The following is a 23,255-nucleotide window of genomic DNA, read 5'->3' on the forward strand; positions in this document are numbered from 1 at the left end:
AGCGCTGGCGCCTCTCGTTACAGCCCGCGAATTCGTACGGCCTCGGGCGGAAACTCTTGCTCGCCGGCGTCAGTCTTAATGGTCGCGCGACCCCAGATGTCCAGGCCCGCAAACACGCCGACCGCGAGCGGCAGGCCGTTGGGCGACACCGCCGCGACCTGACGACCCAGCAGCGGCACCATATCGAAATACTCGCCCAGCACCGGGGCCAGCGGGCCGGCAGCGCCCTGTGGTGTGTTGGCGGCAACCGCCCAGGCGTCAACGCGAGCGAGCACCGCCGCGGCCAATGCCTCGACCAGTACCTCGTCGCCCATATCCACGCCGAGCTCGCCCAGTACCGAACGCTCAATATCCACCGTCACCGCGGCAAACATGCCCGCGGCACCGGCACCGCCGTTGACGGCGACGCGCGCGAGCGACGTCTCAAACGCAGGCGCGCCGCACACGATGTCACTCGGCCACTGGATGCCCACCTTGCCGGCAAGCCCCAGGCCCGGCGTTGCGGCCGTGCCCGCGAGCGCGTCCATCATGCCCATTGCGGCCACAAACGGCAGACCGTGGAAGGCGTGCATGTTCACATCGGGGCGCACGACCAGCGAAAACGTCAACGACGCCTCGCCCGCGCTCCACGCGCACCGGCCCGCGGACGCACCCTCGCGCCCCGCGTCGCGCGCCGCGTCGAGCTCGGTACCGGCGGCAACAGCATTCATCTCGATCATCTACATACGCCCCAATTCGCCCACGATATGGCCCACGCGATCCTCGGGCTCCTTGACCTCGACGCCGTTGTAGCGGAAGAACCGCGCCGGGTCGTGCATCAGGTCCTCAAGCGGCACCAGCACAAAGTCGCGCTCGCCGATCAGTGGATGCGGCAGGCGCAGCTTTTTGCCGCCGTGGGTCTCGCCGTCCATCCACAGCAGGTCCAGGTCGATGGTGCGCGGACCGTTGGCCTTGGCCTTTTTGGAGCGGTCGCGGCCCAGCTCGGCCTCGATCTTCATGAGCTCGTCGAGCAGCACCAGCGGCGCCAACTCGGTCTTGATCTCGATGACGGCGTTGGCAAACGCGTCCTGGCGCGTCTCGTAGGCCGGCTCGCTCTCGTAGATCTTGGAGGAGTTGGACACGCAGGTAAGTGGAATCTCGGCGATCATGTCGCGTGCGGCGCGGATGTTGTCGCAGCGATGCCCCAAGTTGGATCCCACGGCCACAAACGCGCGGCGCGGCTGCGGCTTGGCAACCGCCCAGTAGCCGTTCAGGAACTGCGCAAAGCCCGCGGCGTCGTGCACGCGCACGATGTTGGCACCGGCCTGGATGGCGCCCAGGCACACGCCAAACGTAGCGGCATCGCGCTCGGCGGCCTCGGTCACGCCCGAGACGGCGCCCACAAAGCGCTTGCGCGATACGGCGCACATGAGCGGATAGCCCAGTGACGCCATCTTGGCAGTCTCGCGCTGGATGACGATGTCCTCGTTGGCCGTCTTGCCAAAGCCCGGACCGGGATCGATGCAGATGCGGTCGCGCGACACGCCGGCGTGGATGAGCGCGCGGGCCTGGTCGGACAGAAAGCCCATGACGCGGCGCATGATGGGCGCCGAATCGGGCAGGGTGAAGCGGCGGAGCTGCGAGGTGGGCACGTAGGCTTCCTCGCGGCGGGCGCTGCGGCGCATCATGGCGACCAGGCGGTCATTGGGCTCCGATGCGGCCTCGGTGGCCTCGGGCGCGGGCGCGACGGTCTCGGCGGCAGCAGCCTGCTCGGCGGCCGGCGTCTCCTGCTCGCTTGCAGGCTCGGTCGCGGGCTCAGGTTCGCCAAACGGCAACGAGGGCTGCACCACGCCACCCGGAAGCTTGGCCTCCGGCTTAGGCTCACCCAGCAACTTGCCGCGACGGCGGCGAGCCGGCTTCTCAGCCTCACGCGCGGCCTCGGCAGCCGCCTCGCGCGCCTTCTCGGCAACAAACGCCGCAGCCGAGGTATCGAGCTGCACCGTTGCGTGCGTGCGGGCGGGCGCGGCGACCTCGCCGGCATGCATCACGATGACGCCGCAGGTGCTCGTCTTAACAAACTCGACCATCTTGGGGTCGGTGAAGCCCGTCACATCGTTGACAATCGAAGCACCGCAGCGCACCGCCGCCTTGGCAACCGCCACATGACGCGTATCGATCGAGACGATAGCGCCCTCTTTGGCGAGCGCGCGCACGACGGGCAGCACGCGACGCGCCTCCTCGTCGGGGTTGACCGGGGTAAAGTCGGGGCGCGTGGACTCGCCGCCCACGTCGATGATGTCGGCGCCGGCATCGAGCATCGCCAGGCCGTACTCGATGGCGGCATCCGGGTCGAAGTGCTCCCCGCCGTCGCTAAACGAATCGGGCGTCACATTGAGGACGCCCATGATGCGCGGACGATCAAAGCTGAGCTCGTACTTTCCGCACCGCCATGTCTTGCTGTCGTTCGCCATGAACATCCTCCTAAAATGCCCACGCCGCCGCGCTCGGGCGCTGACGGCGGGGTCGCTTTGCAATCAGTCTTTCTATTGTATCCGCGCGCGCGGGCTAGAACGCAAACGCGGCCGCGATGTCGCAAGAAATCAGCAGGTCGGCATTTGCATCCTGGTCGGTGGGAGCAAGATTGCAAATCGCCAGCGTATCGCCGGTAAAGTAGCGCGTAAGGCCCGCCGCCGGATACACCACGAGCGAGGTCCCGCCCACAATGAGGGCATCGGCCGCGGCGATGGCGGCAACGGCGCCGGTAAGCACGCGCTCGTCAAGCGGCTCCTCGTAGAGCACCACATCGGGTTTGATGCGGCCGCCGCACGCAGGGCACACGGGCACGCCCGCGGCATCCTCGTGCTCGCGCGCGCAAATCCATTCGGCGCTGTAGACCGCGCCGCACGACTGGCAAATGTTGCGGTGGACCGAGCCGTGCAGCTCAAACACGCGCCGTGAACCGGCCACCTGATGCAGGCCATCGATGTTTTGCGTCACCACGGCGTCGAGCTTGCCGGCACGCTCCAGCTCGGCCAGCTTGGTGTGGCAGCAGTTGGGCTTGGCGCCAAGCGCGATCATCTTGGTGCGGTAGAAGTCGAAGAACTCCGCCGGATGCGTCTCGTAAAAGCTGTGCGAGAGCATAGTCTCGGGCGGATAGGAAAACCGTTGGTGATACAGACCGTCCACGCTGCGGAAATCGGGAATGCCGCTTGCCGTGGAGACGCCCGCACCGCCAAAGAAGACCACGTGACTATGGGTTTCGAACAGCTCCGCCAGCGCGGCAGAGGCCTGTTTGGGATCCGATATTGCCTGCGTCATATATGTCCTCCGTCCGTGTCTCCGGGACGGCGGCGTTCGCACTATCACTCGCGGACTCCGCCCCGCTCTAGTTGCGTTAATCTTAAGCCTGCCAACCCCGTCGAAAGGACACCATGCCTCAGACTTACACTTTCGCCTCGTGGAACGTTAACGGCCTGCGCGCCGTGCTCAAAAAGGACCCGAGCTTTACCCAGATCGCACAGGAACTCGATGTCGATATCCTAGCGCTGCAGGAAACCAAGCTGCAGGAGGGCCAGGTCGATATCGACCTGGCCGGCTATCACCAAACCTGGAGCTACGCCGAGCGCAAGGGCTACTCGGGCACCGCGGTCTTTAGCCGCCAGGAACCGCTGCGCGTGCTGCGCGCCGATGCACTGCTGCCCTACGCCGGCGAGGGCGAGGCGGCCGAGCTCGTCGCCCAAGCCGCAACCGAGGGCCGCGTCTGCGCGCTCGAGTTCGACAAGTTTTGGTTTGTGGACGTCTATACGCCCAACGCCCAAAACGAGCTCGCGCGCATCGACGTGCGCATGGCCTGGGACGATGCCTATCGCGGCTTTTTGAGCGCGCTTGAGCGCGAAACCGGCAAGCCCGTCGTAACCTGCGGCGACTTTAACGTGGCACACGAGGAGATCGACCTTAAGAACCCCAAGTCCAACCGCGGCAACGCAGGCTTTTCGGACGAGGAGCGTGGCAAGTTTACCGAGCTGCTCAACGCCGGTTTTACCGACACTTGGCGCGCAGCCAATCCGGACGTCGAGGGCGTCTACAGCTGGTGGAGCTACCGCTTTAATGCCCGCAAGAACAACGCAGGTTGGCGCATCGATTACTTCCTGGTGAGCGACGCAATCGCCGGCAACGTACGCGACACCGGCATCCGCGGCGACATCTTCGGCAGCGACCACTGCCCCGTCACGCTCGCCCTGGAGCTCTAGCCCAACTGATCTCCCAAAGGCGGAGAAAGGCGGGTCGTTTTCGTCTTGCGAGCGTGTTCGCGCAACCCGCCCGCCACGAAACCTGCCCATCTACTACGTTTAGGCCGCCATCCTCAACCACAGCGAACAACGCAAAAAGAAAACCGCAGGTAGAAAGCCTGCGGTTTTTCATAAAACGCGGTTGTGCTTGGGGGTGTCGGGCTAAACGTAGTAGATGGGCCAGTTTCGTGGCGAGCGCCGTCAACTGATTCCCTGGGGACGTCTGGGGACGGAAGAAAACGGATCAATTGACCCTCTGAGGGCTATGATGCCCGTCATATCAACCGGCCATTTCAAAACTACGCCGGTTTACGGGGCTAAATCGCAAACCCCCAACCATACGCAATTCCGAAATAATAAAACCGCAGGTAAACGGCTTGCTCTATTTCGAAAAAAGCCGGTATGGTCTGCCTGTGCCAATCTAGCCCCGTAAACCGGCATAGTTTTGAAATGGCACTTCGGCAGTATTGATTCCCGCCCCGGCGCAACCAGCCCTACAGCCCGTATTTCATGACGACGCGGTTGATGCGGCGACGCCAGGGCTTGTACAGAGCGGCCAAGAACGCGCAGGTCGCGAGGCCATGCGTGATGTCGAACGGCACCGCCGTAGCAAGACGCGCTATGGCGCCCGCCCACGTGAGCGGTTGAACAAAACCGATGATGTCATACGCGTTGATCACAACGCCGTAGAGCAAGCCCGAGGCAAAGCCGTACGCCATCAGCGCCGGCATGCGCACGGTTCCATCCGCACGGTCGAACGCGCCCGCATGCGCCAGCGCGCCGCCAACATAGCCAACCAGACCCCAGGCATACATCTGCCACGGCGTCCACATGCCCTGTCCAAAAAAGAAATTGCTGGTCAGCGCCGCCAGCGCGCCAACCATAAAACCATTGCGGCGACCAAGCGTCGCCCCCGCGATAATGGCGATGGCGCTCACCGGTTTAAAGTCGGGAATGGGGCCAAACAAGATGCGCCCCGCCGCGGCCAACGCCGCCAACACCAGCGTGGGCATAATCTGGCGCAGGCCCGGGCGCGACACCTCGTAACCCGCAAAGAACAGCGCAAGCACCAGCGCCACCACGACAAGCATGGCCAACGCTGCCTGCTCAACGCCCGCCAGCAACGCCGCAGCCATCACGGCTGGCACCGCCAGCAGCAGCGGGATCTCCAGTTTTGCAAGCAAGCGCGAGAAACGACAGTCCGTCATCCTATCACGCCCTGTAGAACACGTTGTCGGCAAAGAAATCTGCCGGAGGCTCCGTGCAGGCGATCTCGCCGTCGAACATCATGGCAATGTCATCGGCAACCTGCTCGGCGAAATCTAGATCGTGCGTAGCCATGATGACGGTGCCTCCAGCCTTCACACGGCCACGCAGGGCGCGAGCGATGATGCGGCGACTTGCCAGATCAAGGCCCTTGGTGGGCTCATCAAGCAGCAACAGCTCCGGACCAATCAACAGCAGCTTTGCCAACGCAAGTAGCTGGCGCTGACCGCCCGAAAGATCGTACGGGTGACGCGCCTCCAGGCCCGCCAGGCCCAGGCACGCCGCCTGCTCCTGTGCTGCGGCCTCGTCGTATCCGCAGGTCGAAGCCCATTCCATCAGCTCGTCGCGCACCGTTTCGGCGACCAGCAATGCCTTGGGATTCTGCGGCAGCAGCGCCGCCGAAGCCGTCCCACGCACCATGCGGCCACGCTGCAGCTTAGCCGTCTTGGCCAGCACCGAGAGCATCGTCGACTTGCCGCAGCCGTTTCCGCCCACGACCGCATGCACCGCGCCGGCCGAAAACGTCACATCGAGCCCGCGCAGCACCCAACCGCCCGCGCGATCGTAGCGAAACCAGCCTTCCGACAGGGTGGTAGCCGACCCGCCGTGCATTTTTTGGAGTATTCTGCTTCCATTCGTGCGCGGGAAGGCTTCCGAGCCGTTCTCGAGCAACATTTGCGCCACAAATTCGGACGATTTGTCCAATTCCGAACTTCTTTTCGCGCTCGATACGTCCCCGAGCGGCTCCAGAGAGCCCAAATTGTCCTCACGCCTGCTGAATACTCCGTTTTTTGCACATCGGATGGCACCCCACCCCAACATGTCATCGGAAAACAGCGATTCTCGGCGTCCCAAAGAAGCCGTATCCGCCACCTCGCGCACGCGACCGCCCTCAATCCGGTTCGCACACGTCGCGTATTCGAGCATTGGGCGCGGCTGATGCGTAGCCACAACAACCGTGCAGCCCAGCTCACGGTTCACGCGAAACAGCGCGTGCAGAAAATTCTTCTCGGCAACGGGATCGAGCTGAGACGTGGGCTCGTCGAGCAGCAGCACGCGCGGGCGTAGCGTCAGAACGGCCGCCAACGACAGCAACTGTTTGCGACCGCCCGAAAGCGTGTCAGTATCGCGGTGAAGCCAATCTTCCAGTCCAAAGAAATAGCTGGTCTCAGCTACGCGACGGCGCATCTCGTCGCGCGACACACCCAGATTCTCTAGGCCAAACGCCATCTCGTGCCACACGGTTTCGCACACGATCTGGTTCTCGGGATCCTGGAACACATAACCCACGCGCTCCGCCGATGCCCGCACGTCCATGTCGGCAACGTTCTCGCCCAGCACGCGCGCATCACCAGTGCGCTCGCCCGCCGGCGCGATCTCGGGCTTGAGCAGCGACAGCAGCGTCGACTTGCCCGAACCGGTACCGCCAACAAGCAGCGCAAATGCACCTTGGGGAACACGCCAATCAAGCCCCTCGAGCACCGGTGCCTCGGCCCCGGGATAGGCAAAACTAAGGCCCTGCACCTCAATCGCCGGAATATCCGGGCCGCACGCCGCGCCCGACACCGGGCCCCTATCCAACCGAGCCATCAGCCAAACCTCTTCTCGTCAATCGCGTGCAGCACACAGGGCAACACCATCCAAGCCGCGTACACAATATAGCCAGGCCACGGCGCCGGCACCGAAAGCTGCGGGTAAAACGAATACTGCGTCGTCGCGGTCCACGCCACCGCCACCGCGACAGCACCAAACAGTGCGAGCCCGGCCAGCGCGGCAACGTCGCTGCGCGCCAGCCGATACCGCGCATACGTCGTACGACGCGTCGCGGCACCCCACCCGCGCGAGCGCATCGCGTCCGCGCGCTCCAGCGAATCTTCCATGCCCCAGCCCATCAACACGCTCGACGCCCGCAGGCGCGAGCGTACGGGGTCGGCCGGCGCGCGGCCCGGCACATCAATCGCATCCTGCACCGCCAGCACCGTACGACCGCGGCGCAAAAACTGCGGGATAAGCCTCATGCACATCGAGATCATGAGCGCAATCACCGGTGCGGCATTGCCCAGCAGCGCGAGCACCTTGTCGTATTCGAGCATCGACGCCGCCGCCTCAAACCACAGCACGCTCGCCACAAACAGCCCGCCCATGCACAGGCCGTATACCATGCTCTCCAGATACACCGCGCGCATGCCAATACGGAACAGCTCCGTCGAGCCCGAGGCGCTAAACAGCGGATTGAGCACCGCGACGATCAAAATCACCGGCAGCTGCCAGCGGAGCGCGCCCAGCGTGCGGGCAGCCCCACGCGTCGCAAATCCATACGCCAGCCCGCCCGCAAGTGACAGCGCAATCAGTACCGGCTGCATCGAGAACATAGTGAGCCCCAGCGTCAGCACTATATAGAGTGCCGGCACAGCCGGATGCGACATCGAGAATGCCGCGACGGGCTCGCCGCCAAACTCCTCTCGTATGTTGTCCACGGGCACCCCCGTTCCCTCGCTCAAACAACAGCTCCGCAGCACCGCCAACGCCGCACGCACGCAGTGCAAACGCCACGCCGGCGGTGCAAGCCTCAACCGCCGCAAACCAATCGTTACGCGCTCGTCATATGCCTGCGGTATCATATTGCGCCGTGTATCGTTTCCAAACACACGTCTCTATAACGTAACAGGAGATCACATGGACGCAACCGCAATTATCCTCGCTGCCGGCGAGGGCACCCGCATGAAGTCGAACCACTGCAAGGTTTCGCACAAGATCCTGGGTAAGCCCATGGTCCAGTGGATCGTCGACGCTACCATCAAGGCCGGCTGCAGCCGCGTCGTGGTTGTCATCGGCAGCCACGCCGACGAGATGCGCGCCCTCATCGACGGCGCCTACGCCAACAGCGCCACCAAGGTCGAGTGCGTCGAGCAGACCGAGCGTCTGGGCACCGGTCACGCCGTGAAGGTCGCGCTCGAGGCCTGTGGCATCACGCAAGGCCCCGTCGTGGTGCTCAACGGCGACCTGCCGCTCATCACCGCCGACACCGTCGCCAAGTTCGCGCAAACCGTCGCCACCGGCGAGCTCGCCTGCACCGTCATGACCATGACCCCGCCCGATCCTTTCGGCTACGGCCGCATCAAGCTGGGCGCCGATGGTCAGATCGAGCGCATCATCGAGCAGAAGGACTGCACGCCCGAGCAGGCCGCCACGCTGCTGGAGTGCAACGCCGGCTGCTACGCCTTCGACGGCGCGCAGCTCGCCGCCCACATTGACGAGATCGGCAACGACAACGCGCAGGCCGAGTACTACCTGCCCGACATGCTCGAGATCCTCAAAGGCCATGGCCAGGCGGTCTCCATCTTCCACTGCGACGACTACCGCGATGGCCTGGGCGTCAACAGCCGCATCCAGCTCGCGCAGCTCACTGCCATCGCTCGCGACCGCATCAACGAGCACTGGATGGCCGAGGGCGTCACCTTCATCGACCCCACGCAGGCCTGGATCGGCCCCGACGCCGTCATCGGCCGCGACACCGTCGTGTGGCCGCAGACGCACCTGATCGGCCACGTCACCGTGGGCGAGGAGTGCCAGCTCGGCCCCAACAGCCGCCTCACCGACACCACCGTCGGCAGCGGCTGCACCATCGATGAGACCATCGCCATCGAGGCCGTCATCGAGAACGGCGTCGACTGCGGCCCGCGCGCCTACCTGCGCCCGGGCACTCACATGCTCGACGGTTCCAAAGCCGGCACGCACGTGGAGATCAAGAAGTCCACGATCGGCGAGGGCTCCAAGGTGCCGCATCTGTCCTACATCGGCGACACCACCATGGGCTCCGGCGTCAACGTGGGCGCGGGCTCCATCACCTGCAACTACGACGGCGTGCACAAGCACAAGACCGTCATCGGCAAGGACGCCTTCATCGGCTCCGACACCATGATGGTCGCGCCCGCCCAGATCGGCGACGGCGCGCTCGTGGCCGCAGGCTCCGTCATCACCGAGCCGGTCCCGGCCGACGCACTTGGTCTGGGCCGCGCCCGTCAGGTAAATATTGAGGGCTGGGCCGCCGATTATCGCCGCCGTCTGCACGAGGACGACGAGGTATAACGTTTTACCAAGCACAAAAGGAGCTGTTCCATGGGGACGGCTCCTTTTTTCTATCGTGACCTGCGCGACCGGATGAGTGGTCGGTTCGTGTCCGTTGACGGTAAAGACGTTATCAAGACCCGATAAACCCCGCCGCACGGTTACAATGCAACAAGGCATCTATATGGCATTCGATATAAAGGAGAAGGGTAATGCCGATTAATGATCCCGAGAAGTCGGAGAATATGCGCAAGTCCATCCGCGTGTATTCCGGTTCCTCCAACCGTCCCCTCGCTCAGAAGATCGCTGAGTACCTTGGGGTCGAGCTTTCGGGCCTTACGCTAAAGCAGTTCGCCAATGGTGAGATTTACGCCCGCTACGACGAGACCGTCCGCGGCGCCGACGTCTTCCTGATTCAGTCCGTGGCCGGCGGCAACGTCAACGACATGCTCATGGAGCTGCTCATCGCCACCGACGCTGCCAAGCGCGCATCCGCCCGCTCCATCACCGCCGTTATCACCCACTACGGCTATGCCCGCCAGGACCGCAAGGCCGGCCCGCGCGAGCCCATCACCGCCCGCCTCGTCGCCAACCTGCTCGAGCGTGCCGGCGTCAACCGCATCATCACCCTCGACCTGCACCAGGGCCAGATCCAGGGCTTCTTCGATATCCCGGTTAACCACCTGTCCGCACTGCCGCTATTTGGCCAGTACTACAACGACATGCACTTCGACACCGACAACCTGGTTGTCGTCTCCCCCGACGTGGGTCGCGCCAAGGCCGCCAAGAAGCTGTCCGACATGCTCGGCTGCGACCTGGCCATCGCCCACAAGGGCCGTCCGCGCCACAACGCCGCCGAGGTCATGGGCATCATCGGTGACATCAAGGGCAAGACCTGCATCATCAACGACGACATGATCGACACCGCTGGCACCCTGTGCGCCAACGTCAAGGAGCTCAAGGCTATGGGCGCCGGCGACATCTACGTCTGCGCCACCCACGGCATCTTCTCCGGTCCGGCCATCGAGCGCCTGAACGATGCCCCCATCGTCGAGTGCGTCGTCACCGACGCCATCCCCGTCGAGGTCGGCGGCAAGATCAAGACTATCTCGGTCGCCGAGGAGTTCGCTCAGGCCATCTCCGCCGTTTACCACGAGGAGCCCGTCTCCACGCTCGTCGGCGGCGACTTCGCGCTGTAATCCAACGCACATCGCATCATCTTTGATGTTTCAAAGGGGGTCGGAAGTTCGCTTCCGACCCCCTTTCTATTCCTCGCCAACCCGCCTTGGACAGTTAGTTCAAATTTGTATTTTTCTGAGCGCTCACACGGGTCACTTGATACGCCAAAAGCCCTCTTGTCGGCATAATATTGGCCAATCTCTCTTCTAGCGGACGTCTTCACTATGTCATTTGCTCCATTTTGCCCACTGAACCCTTCAGTAATGGCAAAATGCCCCGGTCGTTTTATACAAATCTGAACTAACTGTCCAGCACCCATCTCGGTCCATACCTTCAAGGCCAAACCAGCGCCCCGCGCTCCGTTTTTCAAGGCCCCTCGCACAATCGCGCTACCGTCCGCGGCACACGACGCTCCTTTGAGCGAAAAGAACGGCACAGCCATATCATTTCGCCAACGGCTGAGTACCTTATAGCTATGACCGCCGTGATCTCACATTTCTCCGCCCTCCGCGCAATTCGCCGCGCTCGACGGGCGTACTCTGCGCTTCCCTGGAGCGCCATCAACGCCGAACAACAAGCACAAGCCCTTGCGGGCTGCGTTCCCAATAAAGACGCCATAGACTTTGCGGCTCTTTCGATGCTTGATGCCTGGAACGAAGACGACTCCGAGCGCTTAGACCTCCTTGTTGCGGATGGTAACAACAGACGCCCCGACGAACGCCTTCTCCAGCACTCCATCACCGCCCCGCTTCCCGCAGGGGCAATCATGCACATCGAAGCCGACATCTACGCAACGTCTCCCGCCATGACAGCCATGTTGTACTCTAGGAATGAGCCCGTAGCCAAGGTCCTGATGCTTCTCATGGAGCTACTCGGCTCTTACTCCCTCCCGCCCGAGGCAACCTATCCCATCGCCCATGACGACACGTGGCCCAAGGCCGATAGCTTCAAAGTGCTGGACGATCTTGATTGCCAGGGCGACCAACCGGCAGCCGAAAAACAAAACGAAACCCGCTACGAGCAGGCACACTACAAATGCGAGCCTGCTACAACCATAAAAGAGCTCGAGGCAGTCGCACAGTTTGCCAAAAGCAGCTCCTACGCCTCGTTTCGCACGGCCGTCAGGCTCGCCCGAGCCGGATCCGCATCCCCAGCGGAATCCTTAATGTTCGCCGTCCTAGGCGCACCCATGCGTTTTGGCGGATTCGGATGTTGCAGCCTGCCCATGGGAGGTCTGCTGCTCAACTATCGAATCGACTTCGACACCCTTGCAGTCAACATGTCCTCGGGCATCCCCTATGCCATCTGCGACTTATATTGTCCGGCCGCAGGAGTCGACAACGAATACAACGGAATTGGGCACGAGCTCCAGAACGCTCGCATCCACGACGGAAACCGCAACAACGGCCTTAAAGCCATGGGCGTTCACGTTCTGGTTATCAATCGCGACCAAATGAAAGACCTTGTTGCACTCGAAGCCTTCGCCCAGACGATGCATCGACTTGCCGGTATTCGATTCCGCTATCGCATCAAGGGCTATCGCAAGCGTCAAGCTGCATGGCTCAACGCTCTTCGGGCCGGAATCGGCCTCGCGCCGGTCTAGAAAGCGTATCTCGACAACATCGCCGAGCAAGGCTGGACAGTTAGTTCAGATTTGTATAAACAGACGGCTTATTTCAAGGCGCTTTGCTGCCATCTCGGGGCCAATCACCTCATTTTAAGGCTCGAATGGCTTCGAAATAGCGCAAAACGTGCGCCCCAAAGCACCGAAACGGCTCCATGTCTCCGATTTTGGCAGCCGAGAGCCTCTTGCTTTATACAAATCTGAACTAACTGTCCACCCCGGTTTCCTGCAACCGCTCAAACGCCCTCAACTCACCTCAATCGCCCTCAACTCACCTCAATCGCCCTCCATTTGACAGCGGCAACGGGGTCGCTCACCATAGCAGACGATAAATCGACGAAAGGAAGCACATGGCAGCTGCACAGCCGCTTAAGATTCGCATGGTTGCCGGACTTGGCAACCCTGGCGAGGAATATGCCGAGACCCGCCACAACGCCGGCTTTAAGGCGATTGACGAGCTGGCCCGTCAGGCCGGCGTCACGTACTGGAAAAACCAGGCCGGCGCCGAGGTCGCGCTCATCAACATCAACGATGCCGAGGAAGAGGGCGGCAAGCGCCAGATCGTGCTGGTCAAGCCGCAGTCGTATATGAATACCTCGGGTGGCCCCATCTCCAAGCTCTGCCGCGAGTACAAGATCAAGGCCGAGGAGCTGCTCGTGATTCACGACGAGCTCGACATTCCCGCCGGTGACGTGCGCGTCAAGGTGGGCGGAGGCCATGCCGGTCACAACGGTCTGCGCTCCATCATCGACAAGATGGGCAGCCGCGACTTTAGCCGTATCCGCACCGGCATCGGCAACCCTCCCGGCAAGATGGCCGTGGCAGACTATGTGCTCAAACAGCTGCGCGCCCGCGAGGCCGATGACTTCCAGGACACCTGCGCCCGCGCCGCCGACGCCGCCGGCCTGGCCATCGTGCACGGCGTGATCTATGCCCGCGACCACGTCAACGGCGCCGCCTCCGCCAACGGCAAGCACTAAAACCTACCGTTTAGGGATGTTAATTTTGGCAGGTTTTATCTGCGGAAACGCCGCGGTGGCCGCATCGCAATAAACCCCGCGCTGCCATACACGCATAACACCCCAAAGGGGGCCGGCCTCATCACAACCCGAGGCCGGCCCCCTTTGCCGTTTTGCCTGATAAAACCGACCAAAATAAACCTATCCCTATTTGGTAGGACGAAGTGGATAAGCCCTTTTCCCAACCGCCGAAGACGCACGTAAACAGCATGTCCATGAGGGTATAATTTGTACCGTATGTCTGCACAACGCCTGTGCGCGTACGGTTTTATTCGGGCTACCGTCCATTTCCGTGGAGGCACGGTTCGGCGGCCCTAACAAGAGAGGGGTTCTATGTATAAGATCCTGGAGAAGACGCAGTTCTCGGAGAAGGTGTTCAAGTTCCGCATCGAGGCGCCCGCAATCGCCAAGCATGCGCACGCTGGACAGTTCCTCATGGTCCGCGCCAACGAGACGGGCGAGCGCGTCCCGTTTACCCTGGCCGGCTGGAACGCTGACGAGGGCTGGGTCGAGTTCATCTTCATGGTGATCGGCAAGACCACCGAGATGCTGTCCACCTACGAGGCCGGCGAGTCGCTGCGCGATGTCGTGGGCCCGCTGGGCGTTCCCACCGAGATGGCTGAGGGCCCCTGCGCCGTCATTGGCGGCGGCGTCGGCCTGGCAATTGCCTTCCCGGTCGCCAAGCACCTGGTCGAGACCGGTCACGAGGTGCACGCCATCATGGGCGCCCGCACCAAGGACCTCCTGCTCATGGAGGACCAGTTCCGCGAGCTCCTCGACGAGGACCACATCCACATCACCACTGACGACGGCTCCTACGGCGAGCAGGGCGTTGTCACCGCTCCGCTGGAGCGCCTGCTGCAGGACAAGGCCGTGAGCCAGGTCTTCTGCGTCGGCCCCGTTCCGATGATGAAGTTCTCGACCCTCACCGCCCAGAAGTACGACACCCCCATCACCGCGTCGCTCAACCCCATCATGGTTGACGGCACCGGTATGTGCGGCTGCTGCCGCGTCGAGGTGGGCGGCGTGACCAAGTTCGCTTGCGTCGACGGCCCCGACTTCGATGCCACCCTGGTCGACTGGGATGACCTTCGTGCCCGCCAGGCCGCTTACCGTTCCGAAGAGGGCGAGTCCCTCAAGGCCTATGAGGAAAAGAGCTGCGCATGCCACTAGTTAACGGTCGTTTCGTTGCCGATATGAAGTCGCCCCGCACCCCCGATAACGAGGAGCCGGCTGCCGAGCGCGCCTGCGACTTCCGCCCCGTCGACAAGGGCTTCACCGAGGAGATGGCGCTGGCCGAGGCCGAGCGCTGCCTCAACTGCAAGAAGCCGTTCTGTGTTGAGGGCTGCCCCGTCAACATCAACATCCCCCGCTTTATCGAGCAGATCCGCGCGAAGGACTTCGGCGGCGCTCTCGATACCATCCGCGAGGACTCCATGCTTCCCGCCATCTGCGGCCGCGTCTGCCCGCAGGAGAACCAGTGCGAGGGTAAGTGCATCCGTGGCAAGAAGTCCGAGCCCGTGGCTATCGGCCAGCTCGAGCGCTTCCTGGGTGATCGCCCCGAACTCGCCTCCACGCCCAAGATGGCCCCCAAGAACGGCAAGAAGGTCGCCGTCGTCGGCTCCGGCCCGTCCGGCATCACCTGTGCCGGCGAGCTCGCCCGCAACGGCTTTGACGTCACCGTCTTCGAGGCTTTCTTCACCGGCGGCGGCGTGCTGGTCTACGGCATCCCCGAGTTCCGTCTGCCCAAGGCAGTCGTCAAGCGCGAGATCGACGGCCTGGAGGACATGGGCGTCAAGTTTGAGTACAACTCCGTCGTGGGCAACATGGCCACGGCCGAGGAGCTGTTCGAGCAGGGCTTCGACGCCATCTACGTGGCGACCGGCGCTGGCCTGCCCAAGTTCCTCAACGTCCCCGGCGAGAACCTGCCCAACGTCTTCTTCGCTAACGAGTACCTCACCCGCGTGAACCTGATGAAGGCCAACAAGTTCCCCGAGTACGACACCCCCACCAAGCACGGCAAGAACGTCGTCGTCTTTGGTGGCGGCAACGTGGCTATGGACGCCGTCCGTACCGCCAAGCGCCTGGGTGCCGAGCACGCCATCATCGCCTACCGTCGTACCGAGGACGAGATGCCCTGCCGTCGCGCCGAGCTGCACCACGCCAAGGCCGAGGGCGTCGAGGTTCTGCCGCTCGTCTCCCCGCTCGAGTTTGTCGCTGGCGAGGACGGCTCCGTGTGCGCCGTCAAGGTCCAGAAGATGGAGCTCGGCGAGCCTGACGAGTCCGGCCGTCGTCGCCCGGTGCCCATCGAGGGCGCCATCGAGGAGATCCCCTGCGACGTCGCGATCTCGGCTATCGGCACCAACGCCAACCCCTTCGCTGCCAAGATCGGCGGCAAGATGGAGCTCAACAAGTGGGGCTACATCGTTGCCGACGAGGAGACCGGCCAGACCACCGATCCCCGCATCTGGGCCGGCGGCGACATCGTCACCGGTGCCGCTACGGTCATTCTGGCGATGGGCGCCGGCAAGAAGGCCGCCGCTTCCATCACCAAGAGCCTGCTGGGCGAGTAATCACCTGCAGTGCTAGCCACCAAACGGCAAGGTCCCCGTCGAGCACACGCCCGGCGGGGACTTTTTTATGCCGGCCAACCCATCACCACAAAGGGGACATGCACCTTTGTGGTGGTCGGGGACTTGGCCGGCGAACCAATTCCGACGTTTGTCTCAATCTGTAACAGCCAGACCCTGTTGAGCCTCGTAGTTGTTACAGATCAAGATATTGCTCCAACCGCCTCCGCTTTGTCTCAATCTGTAACAGTTAGAGGTTAAATATCCCGCTACGTGTTATAGATCGAGATGTTAGGTTGGCGGCCGAACAGTTCATCTCAATCTGTAACAGTTAGAGGCTAAATATCCCGCCTGGTGTTACAGATTGAGATTGTGCTGAAGCCGAGGATGGGCGCCGTCGCCAAAACCTAACGCTTGCGGCGCTTGGTCGCAGCGATGCCTGCCGCGGTAACGGTTGCGCCGGCGATGCCCAGGGCGGCGACCGTCATCGCGGCGCTATCGCCCGTGGCGGCCAGGGCGGTGTCGGCTTTCTCGGCCGGAGCGGCCTTGGCGACCGTTTTGGTCACCGTAATCGTCTTAGCTGACGTTACGGCAGGCTTGACCTCCGGTTTGATCCCCGGCTTCTGCTCGGGCTTCACCTCGGGCTTCACCTCGGGCTGCGGCGCCGGCATCTCCGGGTCGACCGGGACCGGCTTAGCCTCGGGCGTAAACGTCAGGTCGGTGATTAGCCATAGCGTACGGAACAAGCCGGGAACAGGCGCATGCTCGCTTGCCTTATCCACCCGATAACTGCACTCCACGCCATTGACCATCAGTTTAATGTTAGACGTAAAGAAGAAATCCCACGCCGGCTTAAAGTACAGGCCATAGCGATAGGTCACACCAGATTTAAAAGCGTCGATGTGGTTGGTGATTTTCCGGTCCCAGAATATATCGGAGTTCACTTCACTGCCATCGCTGCCCGTCCAGAACTCACACTGAAGAATGGAGTTCGAGCCCGCCGGAGTGTCTGCCGTAAAGTCCGGTTTATCGCCCGCCCTAAAGATGGTGGTGGCGTCGTCAATCTCGATAACGTCGATAGTTTGCCAATCATCAACCGGCTGCTCGCACAGCATATTGGCCGCATTGGGCGCAAACACGCCATCGACGGTCTTATCTGTCACGTCGGTCACACCATGCGACGTAATGGCGTCGTTTGCCGGCGCGGCGGCGTTGTCGCTGGGATTGTTTTGTTCAGCGGGTGCCGCATTGTTAGACTCATCGGCGGCGTCAGCCGGAGTCGTCTGCTGAGGTTCGGCGACAGTTTGTGCCGCCAGAGCAGCGTCGGTTGCAGGCGTGGTCGCCGGAGCCGCATCCTCCGCAACTGCCGGCGTCACCAGAGCCGCGGCAACCTCGCCCGTCGCGGCGGCGGAATCCGCGCACTCGGTCGCGAGCGCCACGCTCGGCAGCAGTAGCTGGACGATCATGAGTGCGCGCACGCACCGACGCTGGCAATCTTCACGCCCACGCAACGCCAAGTACCGTGAACGAGCGAGCAAGCGCGCTCGCGCTGGGTTTGCTTATCAAAGTGGCTTCCGTTCATAACGGCCTCCCTAATCGAAGGATTAACGCCACTACAAAGGCGCCTGTCCCTTTGCGGTGGTCCTGTACAACCAAGATGCGCCAAATGGCCCCGTACGCCTAGGTTCGTACATGCGAGCCCAGGCTGTTACCTACGAAAATACAAAAAGCTGCCGCGAAGACACTTATGCCCACACAGCGGATGAAAATGGCTGTGAAAGCTAATGCTAGCTGCTGCGGCGCTTGGACGCGACGAAGCCGGCGCCGATGACGGACGCACCGGCAATGCCGAGGGCCGCCGCCGTCGTCGCGGCGTTGTCACCCGTGGCGGCCAGAACACCGGAAGTGTTTTTGGCTCCGGCAGCAGTCTTGGTCGCAACGGTCGTGGTGGTCTTTGCGTCCTTATCTACGGGCTTGAGGTCAGGCTTCTGCTCGGGACTTGGCATGGGATCGGGCTCCGGAGTCGGCTCGGGGTCCGGCGTCGGCTCCGGCTCCTGCCCGTCTCCAAAACCAATCACTACATCATGGGCGACCTCAGAAGAACCGACGATATCCGTAATCGCAGACGAACCGGCAACACCGACGACCTGCCCGTTCTGGGAACTCGGCCATTGCCCTGCATCGACAACCTTTTTCACATCGCGCACGGCACCATCCATCGGAGTCGTAATCGTCGCGCTCCCGCGCAAATCGTTCACGCTCAAATCAATCATCGCGGCACGGAACAGTGTCGCATTCGCGACGTTGCGGTTGATCGCATAGATTCCCGCAGTCGCGCCCGAAGCTTCAATTTTCGATTTGCGAATCTTGATACGAGGCGTTTCTGAACCGGTGTTTGCCTCTGCCATGATTCCAAAACTTTGATTGCGGGCGGCATCGATGCCGTTTGCAGCAGACAGGCTTCGAGACGTAAGATTCGACTCCTCGACAAGCATCCACACCGCACCGCCTTGCGAACGTGCGCTGATGCCCGCCGAGAGCGAAGCCGCACTGCCGGCGGAAAGCGCGACATCGGCTCCGTTGATAATTTTCATGAGGGTATTCTTCTTGATACCGACCGTATTGATGCACGCGGAAACCTGCCAGGCATCGGCTGTCTTGATCGACAGACTGGCGGCATCGATGGTGACATCGGCACCGCGCTCGTAAGCGGAATCCGGCTCTTCCTGCTCGCCTTCCTGAGCAGCGTGTCTGTTGGGAATGTTATCGGCAAAGATACCGTAGATGCCCTCCGCTGGACGCCAAGATCCTTCTGCCGATTTTGCCTCGATTTTGACATCGGCGCCCTTATCGATCGTCACGTTGCCGGCCGTCGCGCGAATGCCCGTCGCCTTGCCCGCTGCGCCCGAAGCCGTCACGTTGACGTTGGCGCCGCTAATGGTCACATCGCCGCCCGCATTGCCGTCGCCTTCCGCCGCAATCACATCGGTCTGAGCCGTCGCATTCAGGGTGCCGTCGCCGGTAATGGCAAGGCTACCGTTCTTAACAGCAATGGCACTCTGCCCGGCGTCGGCCGTGATGGTGTTATTGCCAGCCACGCCGATAGTGAGGTTTCCCTGAGCACTGATGCCAGCACCGTCGTAGCCGTTGAGCTTCATGTCGTCGGCGCCGTCCCAGGACCAGGTTCCGGCATCGTCGCCGGCGGCAGTGCCCCTGTTGTACTGCGTGCCGCCGACGCTGACCCACTCGGCGGCGAGCGCCACGCTCGGCAGCAACAACTGGCCGACCATGAGCACACAGGCCCCCGCGCAGGCGAGTTTTACGCCCACGCGGCGCCATGTTCCGTGGGAGAGCGAGCACGCACGGGCGCGGTCGATTGGGTTGTCATGGATTTGCTTTCGCATGTAAGCCTCCTTGTCGTAAGGGGTGCTTCTGTAACACCATGTTACGGGAAGATAGCCGGATCCCGGGGCACAAATTCTCAAGTGGCGCATCTGCCAGCGCAAAAGGCAACGAGCATGCGATTGCCAGGCGCACCCCGCCCCCCCCCGAAAGGCCCACCCCTACCGCCATGGTCTACAATCGAGGGCACAATCATTCGTCCACCCAAAGGACCGTCCTTGAACCTGAGCAGGCCTAAAATCAACGCGCTTCTGGCACTCGCGCTCTTCACTTTCGCCTTCCTTGCCGCCGAGTTTCGTTTCGACGTCAATGTCGGGCTACTCGCCGGCGCCGAACGTGTTGTGCTCGCACAGGGCTTTATTCTAGGTGCGAGCGTGCTCGGCTTTATCGGATACGCGCCGCTGCTCGGGCTCGCACAGCGCAAAGGCCGGCCTCGGGCAGTTGTCAGCGCCGCCGTCCCCATCGCCATCTTGGGGTTAACTCAGATTCAGTCCCCCACGAGCCCGCTTGCGCTCGAGATTCTGGGATGCCTCGCATTCCTCGGGCTCGGCCTACTGGGTGGCGCGGCACACCATGCCTTCGCAACGACATTCCAAGACGATCCCAAGCTCGCCACCGGTGCGGGAGCAGCCTATGCCGCGGGCATCCTGATGCAGTTCGCCATCAACCTGCTCAATTGCGGCGGCATCGCAGAGCTCATCGTCCTTGGCACAGCGACGATCGTCATCTCCGCCCTCAGCGTCGTTCCCCAAAAGGCTGCTGAGAGCTCCAGCCCCGTCATCAATCCCCTTGTTGAGCCATCGCACGCCCTTGCCAAGCAGGCGTGTTGGAGCATCGCGCTCGTCATGATTCTGGCCTGTCTGTTCTCTACTCTCGATAACGTGGTCACGTTCTCCAACGCCCACGGCACCATCGCCGTGCAGACCTGGCCGCGCCTCTTTTTGGCAGCGAGCGGTCTTGCCGCCGGTCTTATCTTTGATCTTGCCGAGCGTCGCTACATGGGACTCGTCATGTTCGGCGTCACGGTACTCTCCACTATTTCGATCTTAGCCGTCGAAGCAGGAGCCAATCCCAACCTGGGCCTCATTGTCTTTTACCTGAGTTCGGGCTTTTTCGTCACGTTCTTTACTGCCACGTTTACTCAGCTGGCACCGCGCATGCACGCGCCCGCCTTCTGGGCCGGCATGGGACGCGCCGCCAATAACGTGTGCGCGTTCACCACGTCGGGCGTCTCGCTTGCGCTTGTGACCTCGGGCAATGTTGCTCTCATCATGATCGGTGCGCTCGTTTTGCTCGTCGCCGCCTGCGCGGCATTTGTGGCAGCCGGCCTGTTCCGCCTACCCCAAACCGAGCAGGAGCGCGAACATCAACAGCTTGCCGAGGAGGCGCTGGCAGCACCGAGTATCGAGGAGCAGCGTCAGGTCTTCATCACCGATCACGCTCTCACCCCACGCGAAGTTGACGTGCTGGTGGCTGTGACCCAAGATGAGCGCCCGCTCAAACAGGTCGCCGAGGAGCTTGGTATCTCGATGCGCATGGTGCAGCGCCACCTGAGTTCCATTTATCAAAAGACCGGCACGCAGACGCGCGCCGGTCTCACCAAGGCCTTCCCCTCCGCCTAAAACAAACCACCACGAAGGTGCCTTTGTGGTGGTTTTGATTGGCTAGGCTTCGAGCTGGGCGACTTTGTAGCGGTAGGCAGCGGCGATAACGTCTTTGCAGCCTTCGCGGCCCAGCTTGGCGCGGTTGACGACGATGTCTTTACCGCTCGTCATCTTCCACTTTCCGGCGCTGTAGCGCTTATAGAACGCCTCACGCGCCTTCTGCTGCTGTTTGACCAGTTTGGCGCCCTTCTTTTTGTTGAGGCCGCGCTTCTTGCGCACGATCTCGACGCGGTCCTCAAAGGGTGCGGTCACCAACACGGCAATGTGGTTGGGGTTGTTACGCAGCAGGTAATCGGACAGACGGCCTTCGATAATGCAGCTCTCGGTCTCACCCAAGTCCAAAATCACCTGGCTCATCTTTTGGAATAGCTTGTCCGAGTACGAACGGGCATCGTAGCGGTCGGGCAGAAACGCCATGTTCTCCACAGCCAGGCGCTCGTCGTAGGCGGCCATCTTGTCGAGCGACTCGCCCGCACGCAGCGACGCACGCACCAGCAGTTCGTTGTCGTACAGCGGAATCCCCAGCTCGTTGGCAAGCATTCGGCCAATCTCGTGGCCCTCGGCACCAAAATCGCGCGCGATGGTAATGACCACAGGATTCTTCTTGTTCTCCAGATCGCTCATCGCGATTCCTTTCTAACAAATGAGAAAAGGGCTGTTTATCTCTTATTCCCACGATACCGTACCTGGGTTTTCCTGGTGCCCAAGATTGGCCTGAAAGAGGAGCGACGCGTACTTTGGTACGCGAGCGACGGTTTGAAGGCCAAGGTTGGGTGCCAGGGAAAGCCAGGCTATGCGGCTACGATGCGGCGTTGGTAAGCTCGGACCAGCAGCGAGATACCAAAGTTGAGCACAAAGTACATCGCAAACACCAGTCCGTAGAGCATAAGCACCTGCGACAGATCAATCGCGTGGGCCATCACAACGTTTGCCGTGTACATGAGCTCGGCCACGTTAATGCCCGAAAGATACGAGCTGTCCTTAATGACGGTCGTGCACTGGCTAAACAGCGCCGGAATGATCGTCTTAAACGTCTGCGGCAGAATGATGTAGCGCATGGTGGCAAAGAAGCCAAAGCCCTGGCTCTGTGCCGCCTCAAACTGGCCGCGCGGAATCGAGTTGAGACCGCCGCGCACAATTTCGGCCATAACGGCGCTGGTAAACAGCGTAAAGGCGATGGTCGAAATCACGATGTCCAAACCCTGCACCGTAAAGTAGATAAACAGAATCCACAGCAGGTTCGGCGTGCAACGGAACAGCTCGATATAGGCGCTCACCAAAATACGGAACGGGCGGGGCGCATAGCTTTTAACAAGCGCCAGCACCGTGCCAAAGATGAGCGAGAAAAAGATCGACAGCGCCGAGATCTCGATTGTCTTAACAAAGCCGCCCCAAATGTAGAGCAGGTTGGTCGCGTTGAAGATTTCCATGCGCTAGGCCTCCTCTACGTTGTCGAGCCCCAGCTCGGCGAGGCTCACGCCGCGCGGACGCTCCTTGGAGCGGCGCTCGAGCCACTGCACCAGCATGGCGAGCGGAAAGCAGATGATGAAGTACATAAGGCAGCAGACGATGTATCCCTGCAGGTACCCGTACAGACTCACAAAGTTGTCGGAACGGTACATAAGGTCGCCGCCGGCCACAAGCGCCAGCACCGACGTGTTCTTGACTAGGTTGAGTGCCTGGTTACACAGCGGCGGCAGAATGATCTTGAATGTCTGGGGCAGCACGATGTACCAGTACGCCTGCGCACGGGTGAAGCCCTGGCTCTGCGCCGCCTCCATCTGACCGCGCGGAACCGCCTCGATACCGGTGCGGATGACCTCCGAGATGTAGGCCGCGTGATACAGGCCCACGCCCAAGAAGCCCAGCACGAACGGCGCGATGCGCACCGGCTGGTCGGCACCGGTTATGGCCTGCAAAAACTGCGGACCGGCCATGTACATAAAGAGCACCTGCACGGGCAACGGGGTGTTCTGGTAAAACTCCACGTATACGCGGCTTATGGCGCGCAGCACGCGCGAACGGGTGGTAGAGAACACACCCAGCAGCGTGCCCAGCACCAGCGACAGCAGCAGACCGGCAACGACCACCTGTAGCGTCACGCCAAAGCCCTCCCAGAAGGGCCCCATGTTTTGAAATGTCGTCGACCAACGGTCGGCGTCAAATAATCCTTCGAGCATTTGATTCCTTCCTTG

19 protein-coding genes are annotated in these 23,255 nt (G+C 61.9%); 8 read left to right on the forward strand and 11 right to left on the reverse strand.

Translation table 11 applies throughout. The features are described from left to right. Positions 1–17 precede the first annotated feature (17 nt). The 3 genes from DXC79_RS01445 to DXC79_RS01455 all read right to left on the reverse strand — a co-directional run bounded on the left by DXC79_RS01445 (position 18) and on the right by DXC79_RS01455 (position 3,297). Positions 18–719 carry a hypothetical protein gene (locus DXC79_RS01445; RefSeq protein ID WP_117634633.1) on the reverse strand — a complete coding sequence of 234 codons (702 nt, stop codon included), beginning with the start codon at positions 717–719 and terminating at the stop codon, positions 18–20. Continuing rightward, positions 720–2,450 (reverse strand): dihydropteroate synthase, encoded by a 1,731-nt coding sequence (folP, locus tag DXC79_RS01450; RefSeq protein WP_117634635.1) that lies wholly within the window; start codon positions 2,448–2,450, stop codon positions 720–722. A gap of 94 nt (positions 2,451–2,544) precedes the next feature. Next, complete coding sequence (locus DXC79_RS01455; RefSeq protein ID WP_117634637.1) at positions 2,545–3,297, reverse strand: NAD-dependent protein deacylase; 753 nt, start codon at positions 3,295–3,297, stop codon at positions 2,545–2,547. 113 nt (positions 3,298–3,410) lie between these two features. On the opposite strand from DXC79_RS01455, the gene DXC79_RS01460 reads away from it, so the two are divergent. Then, positions 3,411–4,229 carry an exodeoxyribonuclease III gene (locus tag DXC79_RS01460; RefSeq protein ID WP_117634639.1) on the forward strand — a complete coding sequence of 273 codons (819 nt, stop codon included), beginning with the start codon at positions 3,411–3,413 and terminating at the stop codon, positions 4,227–4,229. Between the two features lie 533 nt (positions 4,230–4,762). Here DXC79_RS01460 and DXC79_RS01465 read toward each other — a convergent pair. Genes DXC79_RS01465 through DXC79_RS01475 form a run of 3 tightly spaced genes read right to left on the reverse strand, consistent with a single transcriptional unit; the run spans position 4,763 to position 8,011 of the window. Next, complete coding sequence (locus DXC79_RS01465; RefSeq protein WP_117634641.1) at positions 4,763–5,476, reverse strand: DUF6580 family putative transport protein; 714 nt, start codon at positions 5,474–5,476, stop codon at positions 4,763–4,765. Positions 5,477–5,480: 4 nt separating this feature from the next. After that, the gene (locus tag DXC79_RS01470) at positions 5,481–7,124 is read right to left on the reverse strand and encodes an ABC transporter ATP-binding protein (protein ID WP_117634643.1); all 1,644 of its coding nucleotides are present in this window, start codon (positions 7,122–7,124) and stop codon (positions 5,481–5,483) included. Beyond that, positions 7,124–8,011, reverse strand: a complete 888-nt coding sequence (locus DXC79_RS01475; protein WP_233502918.1) for an energy-coupling factor transporter transmembrane component T — start codon at positions 8,009–8,011, stop codon at positions 7,124–7,126. The genes DXC79_RS01470 and DXC79_RS01475 overlap by 1 nt, the downstream gene beginning before the upstream one ends. Positions 8,012–8,210: 199 nt before the next feature. Here DXC79_RS01475 and glmU point away from each other — a divergent pair, with 199 nt between their 5' ends. The 6 genes from glmU (at position 8,211) to gltA (ending at position 15,997) form a co-directional block, all read left to right on the forward strand. Continuing rightward, a complete protein-coding gene (glmU, locus tag DXC79_RS01480; protein WP_117634645.1) occupies positions 8,211–9,623 on the forward strand; it encodes a bifunctional UDP-N-acetylglucosamine diphosphorylase/glucosamine-1-phosphate N-acetyltransferase GlmU in 1,413 nt (470 codons plus the stop codon). 191 nt (positions 9,624–9,814) lie between these two features. Further along, complete coding sequence (locus tag DXC79_RS01485) at positions 9,815–10,801, forward strand: ribose-phosphate pyrophosphokinase (protein ID WP_089573682.1); 987 nt, start codon at positions 9,815–9,817, stop codon at positions 10,799–10,801. A gap of 455 nt (positions 10,802–11,256) precedes the next feature. Beyond that, the gene (locus DXC79_RS01490) at positions 11,257–12,384 is read left to right on the forward strand and encodes a hypothetical protein (protein ID WP_117634648.1); all 1,128 of its coding nucleotides are present in this window, start codon (positions 11,257–11,259) and stop codon (positions 12,382–12,384) included. Positions 12,385–12,755: 371 nt separating this feature from the next. Further along, a complete protein-coding gene (gene pth / locus DXC79_RS01495; protein WP_199408613.1) occupies positions 12,756–13,385 on the forward strand; it encodes an aminoacyl-tRNA hydrolase in 630 nt (209 codons plus the stop codon). A gap of 372 nt (positions 13,386–13,757) precedes the next feature. Next, entirely contained in the window at positions 13,758–14,597 is an 840-nt protein-coding gene (locus DXC79_RS01500) for a sulfide/dihydroorotate dehydrogenase-like FAD/NAD-binding protein (protein ID WP_117634650.1), read from the forward strand. After that, positions 14,588–15,997: an NADPH-dependent glutamate synthase gene (gltA, locus tag DXC79_RS01505; RefSeq protein WP_089572633.1), complete on the forward strand. Its 1,410-nt coding sequence runs from the start codon at positions 14,588–14,590 to the stop codon at positions 15,995–15,997. The genes DXC79_RS01500 and gltA overlap by 10 nt, the downstream gene beginning before the upstream one ends. Before the next feature lie 404 nt (positions 15,998–16,401). On the opposite strand, the gene DXC79_RS01510 is transcribed toward gltA, so the two are convergent. Together DXC79_RS01510 and DXC79_RS01515 are read right to left on the reverse strand one after the other, a co-directional pair. Then, positions 16,402–17,472, reverse strand: coding sequence for an LPXTG cell wall anchor domain-containing protein (locus DXC79_RS01510; protein ID WP_199408614.1), 1,071 nt, complete (start codon positions 17,470–17,472; stop codon positions 16,402–16,404). A 309-nt stretch (positions 17,473–17,781) separates the two neighbouring features. Further along, on the reverse strand, positions 17,782–19,398 hold the full coding sequence (locus tag DXC79_RS01515; RefSeq protein WP_147327463.1) for an LPXTG cell wall anchor domain-containing protein: 1,617 nt from the start codon (positions 19,396–19,398) through the stop codon (positions 17,782–17,784). Positions 19,399–19,614: 216 nt separating this feature from the next. Here DXC79_RS01515 and DXC79_RS01520 point away from each other — a divergent pair, with 216 nt between their 5' ends. Next, complete coding sequence (locus DXC79_RS01520; RefSeq protein ID WP_158550936.1) at positions 19,615–21,018, forward strand: helix-turn-helix transcriptional regulator; 1,404 nt, start codon at positions 19,615–19,617, stop codon at positions 21,016–21,018. Between the two features lie 42 nt (positions 21,019–21,060). Here the strand turns inward: DXC79_RS01520 and DXC79_RS01525 are convergent, their stop codons facing one another. The 3 genes from DXC79_RS01525 to DXC79_RS01535 form a co-directional block, all read right to left on the reverse strand. Next, positions 21,061–21,684: an AAA family ATPase gene (locus tag DXC79_RS01525; RefSeq protein WP_117634658.1), complete on the reverse strand. Its 624-nt coding sequence runs from the start codon at positions 21,682–21,684 to the stop codon at positions 21,061–21,063. A gap of 167 nt (positions 21,685–21,851) precedes the next feature. Further along, positions 21,852–22,490: an amino acid ABC transporter permease gene (locus DXC79_RS01530; protein WP_055285379.1), complete on the reverse strand. Its 639-nt coding sequence runs from the start codon at positions 22,488–22,490 to the stop codon at positions 21,852–21,854. A gap of 3 nt (positions 22,491–22,493) precedes the next feature. Next, the gene (locus DXC79_RS01535) at positions 22,494–23,240 is read right to left on the reverse strand and encodes an amino acid ABC transporter permease (protein ID WP_035136546.1); all 747 of its coding nucleotides are present in this window, start codon (positions 23,238–23,240) and stop codon (positions 22,494–22,496) included. Positions 23,241–23,255 lie beyond the last annotated feature (15 nt).

The organism is Collinsella sp. TF08-11AT, assembly GCF_003437035.1.
Taxonomy (GTDB): domain Bacteria; phylum Actinomycetota; class Coriobacteriia; order Coriobacteriales; family Coriobacteriaceae; genus Collinsella.